This is a genomic window from Methanobacterium sp. (genome assembly GCA_030017655.1).
Taxonomy (GTDB): Archaea; Methanobacteriota; Methanobacteria; order Methanobacteriales; family Methanobacteriaceae; genus Methanobacterium_D.
In genome coordinates this window covers 22,788-35,553 of sequence record JASEIM010000010.1, presented here as the reverse complement: position 1 = coordinate 35,553, position 12,766 = coordinate 22,788, and the positions used below count along the sequence as shown (strand labels likewise).

Below are 12,766 nucleotides of genomic sequence, written 5' to 3'. Positions count from 1 at the left end.
TTCATCAAATTTCTTTTTTAAAGGAAATAAAAAAATAGTAGTTAAAAAATTAATTTTAACGGAATTATAAACCAAATGACTTCATGAGAAGTTCAGGGTTTACATATCCTGCTCTAAACATTTCACCAGTTCTTAAATCGTTAATAACGACTTCAGCAGGTGCAAACATTCCTTTATCAATTTTGTAGAAGTCATATTCAGCTTCTTTAAATACATCATAGAATGGTTTTCCGTATCCTGCAGATGCTGATGAAGGTAATTTTTCTGCTAATTCTTTTAAGTCATCACCTTCTGCTGATTCAATATAATAATAAGTTCTACCACCGAATAAAACAGCGTCATTTGTTTTACCCATTGCTTTAAGTCCGTCAGGGTCAACAGGTGCTATTGGGGCAATTCCTGCAGCAAATTTGACCTTTGTAACATCGAAGTGGAGTGCTTCAAGCATTTTGTAGGTACCGTTTTCTACAACCCTTCCTGCAATTTGAATTGAACCAACAATAGATGATGTTGGAGCAACGAGAACTGTCACGTTTTCCGGTAGAACATCACATGCTTTAGCTATTTCATCAGTGACTTCTGGGCCAGGTAATTTGTCAGCTTCAAGAGTCAAGATTGCGATATCTGCTTCGTCTTTGTATCCGATTTCTTCATAGGTTTCAGCAGGTTTAAGGGCTAATGCTCTTGCGGGTCCAGAACCAAGTGCGAAGAAATCGCCGACGCTTACAGACCATCCTGCTTTTTGAGCTCCAAGAGTTGATATTGCTGGAGAATTGGTTTTAATCTTTACAGAAGGTAACGCAAATTTATCTGAGAGATCACCTGGAATTGAGATTCCTACTTCTGCAAGTCCACCGAGACATACCTTTGTGTAAAGTTCCCCTGCTTTAAGGCTTCCGGAAACGTTTACACCGGCATCAATTACTGTGGAACCGTTTTCAAGCTTTTCTACCATCAAATTTAAATCTGCTGAGTTTTCTATCATATAGTCTACTGTCTTTTTTGCTTCAAGATTGACACTTACCATTATTTCACCTCAATATGTGATATTACTAAATGAATACAAAATTTGTTCTGTAAATGGAGTTTAAGCGATTATTCCTTAATTAATTTACTATTTGATTTTTTGAAATTTAGTTAAGATCAAATTTTAATTAAGAATTTATTTATAACCCTAAAATCTGTTTAGCATCATCAAAATTAACTTCGTAAATATGTGCACTAATTGAATGAATTGTAACTGTTCCTACTTCTACATTAAGCTTATCTGCAGCATATTTAGCCAGATGAGTTAATCCCACAGCATTAGGGAACCATGCACCATATATATCATGAGAACGCCATAAAGCTGTTGTGTGGAGCTTATCATCCCTTATTTTAAAGTCAACAAGGATCATACAGGGTACTTCTTTGGTTTTGGTGTCAACAGTTGGATCCCATGTTACAGATATAGCTCTCCTTGATTCTTCACAGTTTTTCAGTCTATCAATAGCCACATTAATCTGATCGATATCCTCAAAATGCTTTCTGAGCCTGTTACCATAAGTATAGATAAATCCCTGCTTATCTTTGCTTAAAAACTGTTCAGAGTACACTTCAAGCTTATCTCCGCTCCAGAAATAACCTTCAGGCACTCTAATCTTCTGTACTTTGGCAATTTTGTTTAGGTAAAAACCTTCAGACATTTGATTTCCAAGTGGATTTGTAACTGTAACAAGCGTATTTAGAATTTCTTTGGTTAATGAGCCTCTTTCGTCATTTATTTCCTTGCCTTCAGCCATGATTTTTCTTACAAGTGTTTCCCAGCCGTCTGCTATTTCTTCGACTTCAATTTGAAATGCCATTTTGGTAGCCGCCTCTTTAATTTTTATTTTGTAAATTTTAATATTTTAAATTGTTATATATTAAATTTAATTACATTCATAGATTTTTTGCAACATTCAAAATTTTTAATTTTGTTGTGCAAAAAATCCCTGTTTTTTATAGATTTTTTGCAACATCAACCATCACTTTGAGCTTTGCAAATGCTGCATCTCTTGATCTTAATCTCATTCCACAGTCAGGGTCAATGATCAAATTATCTCTCCCAACTAAATCTATTGCTTTTTTTATTAAACTTTCTACTTCCTCTTTACTTTCAACTTTATCAGTTTTATTATTTAAACATCCAAAACCTATTTTTTTACCTTTTAAATCCACATTTTCAAGAATCTGCATATTTTTAGGAATACTTGTAAATTCACAATCAATAATATCAACATCAAATCTTAAAAGCTCGTTGAAGACCTCGGTCAAATCTCCGCAAACATGTAAAGCTTTAGGAATCGATAAATCCTTTGTAATGATTTCAATAGCTTTTTTTGCAACTTTAATATCTACCATTCCTGTAGAAAGAAATGGTTCATCTATTTGAATATAAACAGCTCCTACAGCTTCTAAATATTCAGCTTCTCGTTTTAAAACATAAGCAAGGTCAATTATCGCATCTTCCTTGTTTTTATAAAATCCTTCCATCCTGGATGAGAAAACAAGTGTTGAAGGGCCTGTTATTATTCCTTTAACTCCTTTAACTCCTTCTTCTAGGCCTTTACCATGATTCTCCCCATATTGTTTAGAAATTCTTTTTGCAGTTTTAATTGCAAATTTAAGGTCATCAGCACCTATAGACCCTTGAGAATAGGTTATTTTACCAATGATTTTAGGAGTATTATCATCTACAGTCATGCCGGGTATGGCTTTTGCGAATATTTCAACCATTTTCTCCCTTACCTGACCATCAGATATAATATCAACACCAGCTTCTATTTGATCTCGCACTGCAAGCTCTATTGCTGGTTTCAATTCATCATATGTCCCAAATAATCTTGATAGTTTTTCTGATATTGATGATGGTCCTCTTGGTATTGGAGGGTAGCTTCCCACGACGGTAGTTATCATATTTTTCCTCTAAATTATTTAATTATGGATTTAAATTAAAATTTGTTCTCTATCCTCTATAATGTTGCCAATACTATAAATGAATTTTTAATAATGTAAGATAATTAAAAAATAATTTAAAAGATAATTTTCATTCCAGTATAAATCCTTTCAAGCCGATCTTTCAAAATTGGCTTCATTAAATTCATCCCACGTTCTCCTGTGCAATGTCCAGTATAGATTTGTCCAGAAACTTCGGATTTTAGCCAGTTCGCAATATCTTCAATTTCTTCTTCATCTGCCAATGCATAATCCAAACTACCTGCTTGAAGATGGAATCCACCAATCACTGATTCTATTTTCTTACCTGGAAACAAATTCTTGGCAGTATCTACAATATTCTTGATTCCACTGTGTCCACAACCTGAAAAAATTATTAAATTATCATTATTTTCAATTACCATGAACAATTCATGTTCAAATGTGTCATTAACTAGCTTTTTATCCTCTTCAGCAAATAAAACCTGATTACATGAAGGTATTGAATAATTTTTATTAATTTGAGGCACTAAAAATATATTCTGGGCAATTTCAGTGGTTTCATTAACAAAAATAAACCTATCCTGATATTTTTCTACTATTTCACCATTCATACCAATATATTTCATACCCTCAGGGCGTTTAGAATAATGTGGATATAAAGCCTCTTTTTTAATATAAACCTGTGACTTATTGTTAATTTCTAGAAATTTCATTAATCCTCCCGTATGGTCACTATGACCATGAGATATGGCCACAATATTTACCATAGAAAGATCGATGCCAAGTATAGCTGCATTTTTAATTCCACATTCTTTGGAACCTCCTAAATCAAAAAGGACATTAAATCCATTTTTTTCTATAAACATTGAAAGCCCATGTTCTATGTTTAAATTAGAGCCTTTGAATTTGCTATTTTCAAGCAGTACTGTTATTTTCATTTTATCTCACTATTTCAATTATAAATGCTCTATAGTAACAAATATCAATTCATTATATATCCAGCAAACAGAATAAATAAGTTTTTAAGACTTGATAATTTGCTATTGCTAACGTTCCTATAATTTATTTCTTTATTTCTTGCTTACAGATCTGATATAATTAGCTGAAAGACTGTAAGGATTAGATTCATCACGAATAATTTCCTTATTGGCCACTTCAAATTCTGTTTTATCAAGCATATCTAACAGTTCTTGTTAAGTGAAGAAATGGCTTGTAGGTGGTATTCTACGGTAATTTGCAAGTGTTCTAAACAAAAATTTCAGCTTTCCAAAACTGGAAAGATATGAAATATCCGGATCTGCTTTAATAAGTGAACCTTCAGGCTTTAGAATTCTATGACTCTCTTTAAGGGCTTTTTGAGGATTGTCAGTAAAAAGAAGAACTAATCCCATAAATGCCGTATCAAATGTTCCATCATTGAATTTACAATTTTCACAGTCCATGGTTTGAAATTCAATTCCTTTTAATCTTTCCTTTGCAATTTTCAGCATTTCTTCTGAAATATCAGTTGAAATAAGACTCTCTGATTTATCAGCCAATGTTCTTGTGAAATATCCTGAACCACAACCAAATTCAATTAATTTTCCCATATTTTCTTCTTTATTTAATTTTCCCAGTATTTTTGGCCTTAAATTTTCCCCTAAGATAATATCTATTGCTGTATCATACCTGGTTGAAACATTTGCCCAAAATTTAATATTTCTTTCTGACATAACATCACCCCAATTGGTATTAATTCATGTTATGTAGAAAGAAGAAAATGAAAATATTGGTTTTAAATATTTAATCACCGAATTTAATGAATTTTTTAGGCTCAAAATTGGTTGCCATAGTCCAGAAATAAGCTTCACCTTTAGCTATACGGAAAATTATAAGTCCAGGACTATCAAATGTCATACCAAACTCTTTAAGGAACGGTCGGTCTTCCAAAACCTTCTTTTTAAGTTCAGGGTCATCTACAAATTCTATTTCTCCTGCAACCCTCATCATTGTCCCTGTTGTTTCATCCGGCTGCCAGAAACATGCTTCAACTTTTGGATTTGCTTGAAGTTGCCCATACATGTCTTTCATAGCTCCTATTTGGAAATAAAATCCATTTTCATCAGCAAACCAGAATCCAAGTGCCCTTACCCTTGGTTGATCTCCTTCTGCTGTTGCCAGGTAGCAAACAGGTGTTTCATTAGCAAATTTTATGCAGTCTTTAAAATCCATAATCAATCCTCCAAAAATTTTCTATTTTGTGCCGTCAAACACAGTGTTCGGGCCACCGAATGCAATGCATTCGAGGCCGAGGAAACATAGTTTCCACCGGCATGCGAAAATTTCATTTTCGCGGCCACAAAACTTCCAGTTTTGTGAGCATGTAAAAAATCTCTGATTTTTCCGGTTGCAAATCTCCGATTTGCAAACATTCGAAATCTTTGATTTCGAAAGGTTCGGAAAATCAGCGATTTTCCCCAACTCCATTCAATATTTATTATCTTAATATTATATTATTCTTGATAAATTTTAAATTGTCGCAAAAATTCAAAAGTAAGGAGATAAACAGAAATGGAAGAACAAAAACCAAGACCTTACAGATTTACAGAAGCAATTAGTGGAGAATTAGACGATGCATTTAAAAATTTAGCCACAGAAATAATGAAAGACGGAGCATTGTCTTCTAAAGAAAAATCGATAATAGCACTAGCATGTGCAGTAGCAGTTAAATGTGAACACTGCGTGAAAGCACATAAGAAAAATGCATTAGAAGCTGGAGCAAATATGGATGAACTCCTGGAAGCTGCAGCTGTGGCAGGTCAGGTTCGTCTTGGATCAGGGTTTACTTTTGCTTCATTTTTGCTGGATAAAAGAGAAGATGATTAAAAACTTTAATAAATTCATATAAAAAAATTGAATAATGAAAACAACCTTATTTTATTAAATTAACATCCCTTAATATTCAATTCCTTTACTTTATCTATTTCTTCCTGTTCAACAGGTATTTCAACCACAGCAGTCCCATAGCAAGGTTTAGTGTAAGGGAAAAGTATTGTACCTTTTTCTTTATTTACACCTACCGGAATTGGAGGTATTCCAATAATTCTAGCACCTAATATCTTTTCTCCAGCATTTACATAGATTATTTCAGGAGCATTTTCTTCAATAACTTTGGCACAGTCTTTAAAACCAGCCCTTGATATCAATATGTCATAATCATCAGATTCCTGTAAATATGTTTCAAGGCAGAACATTATAAATTCTCCAGCTTTTTTAACATCTTATCAAACCTAACTCTTAAAGGAGTAGGATTATGATAAGCCCTTGCAGACACTATATTTGCATCTGTACTTTCTGAAACAGTATTTTCGAACTCTTCAAGCTTTTCCGGGTCTTTTTCGAAGATTATAGCAATTGACGGTACATTGAGGATGCTGTAAAATGTTACAAAATATGATACTGCTGCATCTTTGTGGATAAACCCAACAAGAAGATCATATGCTCCATCACTCAATTGGTCAATACATGAATCTATATCAATTTTTTTTTCAATATAATGTCCTTCCGGGTCTCCTACCTCTAAAAGCTTCATTGCAGAAGGTGTACTGGCAGTTGTAACTTCATAACCCATATTTTTGAGTTTGTATGTGACATAAACAGCCATTGGTGTTTGGGAAGGCGATTCAGGACATCCTAAAAGTATAAGTGCTTTTTTCATTTTTCTCACTTACATTTTTATTGATTTTATTAAATAATTACTTTTTCATAACCATTATATGGCCTACTACCATTGCACTTAAGAAAATAAATGTCAAAAGCGCGGTTCCATTTATGGATCTGTTCATTATAAATAACCCTACTATTGCCTGGGAGATAAATGCTGTAAGGGATCCGATAAGAAGTGCCTCCCTTCCAAGATACTTACGATTATCGTTTTCTCTTTTCTTACGATATATGGACAATGTTTTAAAACCTATAAAGAGAACAGCGATACACCATATTAAAACAAGAATTAAGAATCCGTATCCAAAGTCAAATGAGACCCCGAATATTCCTGGCAGCATGTAATCTATCACATCCTTTTTAGATACAAGAATTCCGTAGAATAATGGGAATGGTAAACTGAACATCATTACCAGAGACATTGGCAGGGAAATATATCCATCAGATCCACCAAGACATTCAGAGCCCCAGTAACATGATCCTTGAAGATGGCCGAAGAATGTTGAATTCTTTAAAACCAGAGATAAGCTTGGCAGTGAAAAATCTTCAATTCTTGAAATCCTTAAAAGAGGACTTAATATGGACATATCCAGTGCTTTTGAAAGAAATTCGAGTGCTCCAAAACCTAACACAGCTACTAAAGCCACTGCTAATACCTTTTTTACAGTGAAAACTGATTTTTGCCTGAAAGATTTTGAAATAATAAAGAATCCAATAAGAAGTCCTAAAAACCACAGAAGTAAGAATGATCTGTGCATTAAACCTCCAGAAATTGTAATAAACCCTATTATGAAGTATATAAACAATCTCAGATGAGTAATTTTAATACCAACTTCTTTCATCATTGGCAGAGCACTTAAAGCCGTTACTACCGCCAGTATAGCAATAGGTCCATATGGATGGGTAAATTCATAATGCGATACCGGTAAAAATAGAAACAACGCATCCATACCAAACATTAAACAAAATCCTAATCCCGCAATGAGAGCTATGAAAAGCACAAGACTCAATGATATTGGTACAATATTCAGCAGGAACATAATTCCCACATAGATTATTGCAGATACCTCTAATATTAATTGAAGATGATCATGAGCAATTAAAGCCAATTCTATTCCTCCAAGCCTTTAAGGGTTATAACTTGATAATGCAGATTAATTATAGGTTAATATAATAAAATATGTGTAATATAATACTAAATCAAAAATCTAACCATATTCCTTATTATTATATTCATATTTTTGTCTTTTATATCTATTGAACAAACCTCTTTAAAAGTGTTTGTGGTACTATTCTATATCTTTATAAAAAACCACCATGTGCTCTCCCATACCATTGTAATTTCTAATGGCAGTGGCTCCCATAATGTTTATAGTATTTCCTTCTTTTTCTTCCAGGAATCCTAAATTCCTATAAAATGATATTGACTTCCAATTTATAGGTTTTGTAATTAAATAAACCCTTTTACAGCCTTTTAAAGATGCCAGTTCTAAGAATTTTTCTACGAGTGCTTTTCCTATACCTCTACCCCTTATTTTAGGATCAACACATAAAAGATGCATATATGCTTCTTCAGGATTTTCCTGGGATATAAACCCTAAAAGAAATCCTGCCATTTCTCCAGAATCTAACTCAGCTACCAATGATGTGCTTTTGAAAAATTTAGTGAATATATGATAAATTGAGTTCCTTTCGGTTGCCATTGGGCTGCATTTTTCTGCCAGATCAGCTATCTCAACAAAATCGTTTTCCTCTGTATTTCTTACCCTATAATTTGTCATCTTTAATTTCCCCCCTATTTTTAACCAATAACATTAAATTTAAATATCACAAAACCAAATTGTTAATTACTGTAATGGTACAATTTAAATAGTATCATATTCAAGTTTTATTGTGGGCTGGTAGCTCAGGTGGTAGAGTGTCGCCTTGGCATGGCGGAGGCCCCGGGTTCAAATCCCGGCCAGTCCATCAAATTTTTTTAAAGTCTTTTCAAGCCTCAGCAGATTCATAAATATTCTTAATTATCAGATCAAAAAGATCATCAGTTTCCATTTCTTTTCTATCCTCATGATCTTTCAACAAATTCAAAGAGATGTTAATGATTTCATCTAAATCTGTAGATCTTTTCATTAAACCCTGATCAACATAATATTTATCTACTGCTAATATTTTACCAGGGTAACATGATATAACAGGAGTGCCTAATAAAGCAGCCTCTCTATTCATTGTACCTCCTGCACCGATAACTAAATCGCATTTTTTCATTAAACTGAACGTATCTACAGGCGGTTTTATTAAAGTAACATCCGGATCATCCTCAAATATCTGTTGCTGTTCTTTGAATCTTGGAATTACAAGTATATTTGCGTGTTCCTCTAATGCATCCACAATGGGTGATAAAACAGATTTTCTACAGTCAGTATCTAAATATGAGGCAAGAGCTGGTTCTGGTCTCATCAATATAGTTTTAGATTTATCTAAATTTAAATTAAGGTCTTCAAATATGTTTTTATTATATTCAAAGTCTTTAAGATGGGTAAGTTCAGATGTACCATTGTATCTAATTAAACTATTTGGATCCGCTCCTGTTTTTAAAACATCCCATGTATCTATGGCTTCAGGAATTATTATTTTATCACAGAGAGGTAATGTAAGCTTATTTGCAGCCAGGGCGTGTTCATTATCAAGGACATAAACGCGGGGTATTCCCAGTCCAAATGCAACTCGCGGAAGTTCAATGGAATGTTTTGATACTGCAACATCCGGTTTTTCCTTTGAAATTATCTTTGAAAGTTCATATGCTCTTTTTGTGCTTTCTTCAAGTTTTTGTGATAATGTTACTCCATGTTTTCCAACAGATATGTGCTCTATTTTGAAAAGATCAAGGAGTTTATGAATATCTCCAAATTTACGGGAAGTAATCAGCACATCTTCTCCTTCAGCCTTTAAATATTCAATAATACTTTTAAAAAACCTTACATGAGGTGCATTTACAAGATCGATCCATACTTTCAACTAATCACCGGCTTAAAAAATTTGAAAATCAGTCGTTCATGAATTTTTCAATATTCTCCATAATCTCATTGAGACCTTCACCTGTTTTGAGACTGCTCTTTATAACAATTACGTCTGGATTAAGCTCTTTAACATCATTAAACATTTTGTTTTCATCCGCACCGACCGCTTTAGCTATATCCACCTTGTTAATAACCACAATGTCTGCATCTTTAAATATCAAAGGATGTTTTTCTACAGTATCATCTCCTTCGCTTACACTTATGACTACCATCCTTATATGAGCTCCAAGGTCGAAATCAACAGGACATATGAGGTTACCTACGTTCTCTATAAATAGAATTTCAATATCATCAAGTGGAAGGTCGTCAAGGGCGTGTTCAACGAGATGGGCGTCCAGATGACATTCTTTACCAGTATTTAGCCCTACAACTGGAACGTTGTATTTTTCAAATCTTCCGGCATCAAATCTACTTATCACATCCCCTGCTATGACACCTATTTTATTATCCATTTTTTCAATGAGATTTTCTATAAGAGAAGTCTTTCCAGAGCCTATAGCCCCTAAAACATCCACGGTAAATACATCAGCTTTATCAAATATCCTCTGATTTCTCTTGGCAAGCTTTTTGTTAGCAACCATTATGTCGTGCTGTATTTCTACTTCAGCAATTTTATGCATCTTCTTCCTCCTTTTCTATTTTAATATTTTTAACGTTACATTCTCTTCCTTTAACTATTTCAATAGAAACTTCTTCACATTCCGGGCATTTCACAATAGGCATATAATGATCTAATTCATCTGAACCTGCTGGACCCTCATAATTACATGATTTACATTTTATTTCAATTGGAATTTCTTCTATATTTATTTCTGCACCTTCAAGAAGAGTATCTTCACTTAAAACTTCAATCATGAATTTAAGTTGTTCAGGGTTAAGTAGAGCAAGTCCCCCAATTTCTATTGTAACTTCAGTGATTTTTTGAGCGTCATTTTTTTCTGCTACATCAACTGCAGTCTTTACTATGGCATCTGCCATTGAAAGTTCATGCATTTTCTCCACCTCTAATTTATCAGACTCTGTTTATTGCTAATTAATGAAATATTAGTTTTTTTAAGATTTTAAAGTGGTGATATTAATTAAAGTAATCTAAAATAGATTAACTTAATATACGAATATTTAACTGTATATACTTTTATATACTGTATGTGTTGAATATGAAATATACCTTCACTGTTTTTAAAAATCATTATATAACATGTAGATAGATATTAAAGTAAAAAAGATGTTTACAGTACTATCTTCCACTTCATAGACTTATAATTAATTTATATTAATTGATATGATAAATAAGTTGATTTCAAATTATAAATAAAAACTTTTACAATAATTTAATAGGTGATTTTCTTGATAATAGGTGGATCCGCTTCACAAAAATTAGCAGCAAAGATTGCAAAAGAACTTAATACAACTTTAATTCCCATTGAAACACGTAAATTTCCTGATGGCGAACGATATATTCGTATAAATGGAAAATTAAAAGATGAAGCCATTGTTGTACAATCAACAGGATATCCTCAGGATGAAAATTTAATAGAGCTTTTTTTAATCCTTAAAAACTTAAAAAGTATGGGTATTAAAAAAATTAAAGTTGTAATACCTTATTTTGGATACGGAAGACAGGAAAGACGTTTTAAAAGTGGTGAAGCCATCTCAGCCACTATAATTTCAGAACTTCTGGAATTTTCAGGTGCAGATGAAATATTCTGCATAAATCTTCATGAAGATAACATTACTGAATTTTTCAATATTCCTGCCCATGATCTCTCTGCAATGCCGCCCATTGCAGATTATGTTAAAAAAACTCTTGAAAACCCTGTTATTATCGCACCGGATAAAGGAGCTCTGGGTTTTGCAAAAGAAATTGCAGATATTCTTCATTGTGAATATGATTATCTTGAAAAAACAAGAATATCGCCTGAAGAAGTTGAAACAAAACCAAAAAGTCTTAATGTTAAAGGAAAGGAAGCTGTCATAATTGATGATATTATAAGTACTGGCGGCACAATTGTGAATGCTGTAAAGATTTTAAAAGAACATGGTGCTTCAAAGGTTATTGTATCATGCGTTCACGGTGTACTTGTTGAAGATGCACTGCTTAAAATTTTTACTGCAGGTGTGGATGACATTGTTGCAACTGATACCTTAAAATCTGAAGTGAGCGTTATATCTGTGGCTTCAATTGTTGCTGAAGCACTTAAAAAAAGTGAAAATTAATTCTATATAAACATATATTCATTTTTTTCATTATCTTGGTTTACATACAGGTTTTACAGCTTTAATATTTGAATTTGAGACTTTTGAAGTTATTAAATTATCATTTATAGCCTCAAGTATATATCTTGGTCTGCAACCATATTTTTGGATGTATTTTCTAATTTGGGAATCACTTATACCTTTAAAATGGCTTTTGACTATTTCAATGGTTTCTAATTCATAATATCTTATTTCTACTACTTCAAAAAATAAGTTTAAGATCCCAGTAAATAATTTAGATGAAAATCTGAAATCTGTTAGTAGATCATATTTTTTGTTATTTAACAAAAAAGTCCAGGTAGTGTGAAAAACTAAATTCACTCTTTTTAAGTCATTATAATATTTTAAGCATTCATAAATCACTATAAAATAAAGTATTATTGATTTCAAACGATTAACTCGTAACCATTCGCTGAGTTGAATCCTATTTTTGTTTAAATATCCATAATCAAGTAATTTATCGGCAAATAAAACAATATCATACTTTGAAAGTTCTGTGTATGCTTCTTCTTTTGTTTTTACATTAAAATCTCTCTTCAATGTATTTATAAACTCTTCAAACACTTCTTTCGGACTTAATTTCAGACTGTTTAATTTTAATTCTGCATCATAAAACTTTAAATCTAAAAGATTTATAGCATGATAAATATTAGACGATTTACCAGTTCCTGGAGAGCCTGTTATGTGAACGATTCTTCCTCTCTGGACTTTTAAATCCTTGAATTTATTGTAGAGTTTTGAAAAAGCAGATGTAACCACAAAAATTTGATTAT

General features: G+C 32.6%; 16 protein-coding genes and 1 tRNA gene. 3 read left to right on the top strand and 14 right to left on the bottom strand.

The features are described 5' to 3' along the window. Positions 1-64: 64 nt before the first annotated feature. The 6 genes from mch to QMD61_05990 form a co-directional block, all read right to left on the bottom strand. A complete protein-coding gene (gene mch, locus QMD61_06015; GenBank protein MDI6724183.1) occupies positions 65-1,027 on the bottom strand; it encodes a methenyltetrahydromethanopterin cyclohydrolase in 963 nt (320 codons plus the stop codon). 139 nt (positions 1,028-1,166) lie between these two features. Next, positions 1,167-1,844 carry a thymidylate synthase gene (locus tag QMD61_06010; protein ID MDI6724182.1) on the bottom strand — a complete coding sequence of 226 codons (678 nt, stop codon included), beginning with the start codon at positions 1,842-1,844 and terminating at the stop codon, positions 1,167-1,169. Positions 1,845-1,980: 136 nt separating this feature from the next. Beyond that, positions 1,981-2,937, bottom strand: coding sequence for a methionine synthase (locus QMD61_06005; GenBank protein MDI6724181.1), 957 nt, complete (start codon positions 2,935-2,937; stop codon positions 1,981-1,983). 116 nt (positions 2,938-3,053) lie between these two features. Further along, positions 3,054-3,896, bottom strand: a complete 843-nt coding sequence (locus tag QMD61_06000; protein ID MDI6724180.1) for an MBL fold metallo-hydrolase — start codon at positions 3,894-3,896, stop codon at positions 3,054-3,056. Between the two features lie 255 nt (positions 3,897-4,151). After that, complete coding sequence (locus QMD61_05995; GenBank protein ID MDI6724179.1) at positions 4,152-4,670, bottom strand: class I SAM-dependent methyltransferase; 519 nt, start codon at positions 4,668-4,670, stop codon at positions 4,152-4,154. A 70-nt stretch (positions 4,671-4,740) separates the two neighbouring features. Next, a complete protein-coding gene (locus QMD61_05990; protein MDI6724178.1) occupies positions 4,741-5,169 on the bottom strand; it encodes a pyridoxamine 5'-phosphate oxidase family protein in 429 nt (142 codons plus the stop codon). Positions 5,170-5,508: 339 nt separating this feature from the next. Here QMD61_05990 and QMD61_05985 point away from each other — a divergent pair, with 339 nt between their 5' ends. Next, on the top strand, positions 5,509-5,823 hold the full coding sequence (locus QMD61_05985) for a carboxymuconolactone decarboxylase family protein (GenBank protein ID MDI6724177.1): 315 nt from the start codon (positions 5,509-5,511) through the stop codon (positions 5,821-5,823). A 59-nt stretch (positions 5,824-5,882) separates the two neighbouring features. Here QMD61_05985 and QMD61_05980 read toward each other — a convergent pair whose 3' ends face one another. The 4 genes from QMD61_05980 to QMD61_05965 all read right to left on the bottom strand — a co-directional run bounded on the left by QMD61_05980 (position 5,883) and on the right by QMD61_05965 (position 8,441). Next, the gene (locus QMD61_05980) at positions 5,883-6,194 is read right to left on the bottom strand and encodes a DUF1894 domain-containing protein (GenBank protein MDI6724176.1); all 312 of its coding nucleotides are present in this window, start codon (positions 6,192-6,194) and stop codon (positions 5,883-5,885) included. Next, positions 6,191-6,655 carry a DUF1890 domain-containing protein gene (locus QMD61_05975; protein ID MDI6724175.1) on the bottom strand — a complete coding sequence of 155 codons (465 nt, stop codon included), beginning with the start codon at positions 6,653-6,655 and terminating at the stop codon, positions 6,191-6,193. The genes QMD61_05980 and QMD61_05975 overlap by 4 nt, the downstream gene beginning before the upstream one ends. A gap of 37 nt (positions 6,656-6,692) precedes the next feature. Continuing rightward, complete coding sequence (locus tag QMD61_05970) at positions 6,693-7,769, bottom strand: hypothetical protein (protein MDI6724174.1); 1,077 nt, start codon at positions 7,767-7,769, stop codon at positions 6,693-6,695. A gap of 180 nt (positions 7,770-7,949) precedes the next feature. After that, on the bottom strand, positions 7,950-8,441 hold the full coding sequence (locus tag QMD61_05965; protein MDI6724173.1) for a GNAT family N-acetyltransferase: 492 nt from the start codon (positions 8,439-8,441) through the stop codon (positions 7,950-7,952). Positions 8,442-8,555: 114 nt separating this feature from the next. Between QMD61_05965 and QMD61_05960 the strand changes: the two genes are divergently transcribed. Then, positions 8,556-8,628, top strand: a tRNA-Ala gene (locus QMD61_05960). A 21-nt stretch (positions 8,629-8,649) separates the two neighbouring features. On the opposite strand, the gene QMD61_05955 is transcribed toward QMD61_05960, so the two are convergent. From QMD61_05955 to hypA, 3 genes are read right to left on the bottom strand one after another with little or no spacing between them, the layout of a single operon-like run. After that, positions 8,650-9,675 carry a DUF354 domain-containing protein gene (locus QMD61_05955; protein ID MDI6724172.1) on the bottom strand — a complete coding sequence of 342 codons (1,026 nt, stop codon included), beginning with the start codon at positions 9,673-9,675 and terminating at the stop codon, positions 8,650-8,652. Between the two features lie 28 nt (positions 9,676-9,703). After that, positions 9,704-10,357, bottom strand: a complete 654-nt coding sequence (gene hypB / locus QMD61_05950; GenBank protein MDI6724171.1) for a hydrogenase nickel incorporation protein HypB — start codon at positions 10,355-10,357, stop codon at positions 9,704-9,706. Beyond that, complete coding sequence (gene hypA, locus QMD61_05945; protein ID MDI6724170.1) at positions 10,350-10,730, bottom strand: hydrogenase maturation nickel metallochaperone HypA; 381 nt, start codon at positions 10,728-10,730, stop codon at positions 10,350-10,352. Before hypA ends, hypB begins: the two co-directional genes overlap by 8 nt. Before the next feature lie 354 nt (positions 10,731-11,084). Between hypA and QMD61_05940 the strand changes: the two genes are divergently transcribed. Continuing rightward, entirely contained in the window at positions 11,085-11,954 is an 870-nt protein-coding gene (locus tag QMD61_05940) for a ribose-phosphate diphosphokinase (protein ID MDI6724169.1), read from the top strand. Between the two features lie 30 nt (positions 11,955-11,984). Here the strand turns inward: QMD61_05940 and QMD61_05935 are convergent, their stop codons facing one another. After that, positions 11,985-12,752 (bottom strand): hypothetical protein, encoded by a 768-nt coding sequence (locus QMD61_05935; protein ID MDI6724168.1) that lies wholly within the window; start codon positions 12,750-12,752, stop codon positions 11,985-11,987. Between the last annotated feature and the right edge of the window lie 14 nt (positions 12,753-12,766).

What these genes read in the sequence shown, in the direction of transcription:
- mch (MDI6724183.1), bottom strand. Translation starts at nt 1,027, where the DNA reads ATGGTAAGTGTCAATCTTGAAGCAAAAAAGACAGTAGACTATATGATA.
- QMD61_06010 (MDI6724182.1), bottom strand. Translation starts at nt 1,844, where the DNA reads ATGGCATTTCAAATTGAAGTCGAAGAAATAGCAGACGGCTGGGAAACA.
- QMD61_06005 (MDI6724181.1), bottom strand. Translation starts at nt 2,937, where the DNA reads ATGATAACTACCGTCGTGGGAAGCTACCCTCCAATACCAAGAGGACCA.
- QMD61_06000 (MDI6724180.1), bottom strand. Translation starts at nt 3,896, where the DNA reads ATGAAAATAACAGTACTGCTTGAAAATAGCAAATTCAAAGGCTCTAAT.
- QMD61_05995 (MDI6724179.1), bottom strand. Translation starts at nt 4,670, where the DNA reads ATGTCAGAAAGAAATATTAAATTTTGGGCAAATGTTTCAACCAGGTAT.
- QMD61_05990 (MDI6724178.1), bottom strand. Translation starts at nt 5,169, where the DNA reads ATGGATTTTAAAGACTGCATAAAATTTGCTAATGAAACACCTGTTTGC.
- QMD61_05985 (MDI6724177.1), top strand. Translation starts at nt 5,509, where the DNA reads ATGGAAGAACAAAAACCAAGACCTTACAGATTTACAGAAGCAATTAGT.
- QMD61_05975 (MDI6724175.1), bottom strand. Translation starts at nt 6,655, where the DNA reads ATGAAAAAAGCACTTATACTTTTAGGATGTCCTGAATCGCCTTCCCAA.
- QMD61_05965 (MDI6724173.1), bottom strand. Translation starts at nt 8,441, where the DNA reads ATGACAAATTATAGGGTAAGAAATACAGAGGAAAACGATTTTGTTGAG.
- hypB (MDI6724171.1), bottom strand. Translation starts at nt 10,357, where the DNA reads ATGCATAAAATTGCTGAAGTAGAAATACAGCACGACATAATGGTTGCT.
- hypA (MDI6724170.1), bottom strand. Translation starts at nt 10,730, where the DNA reads ATGCATGAACTTTCAATGGCAGATGCCATAGTAAAGACTGCAGTTGAT.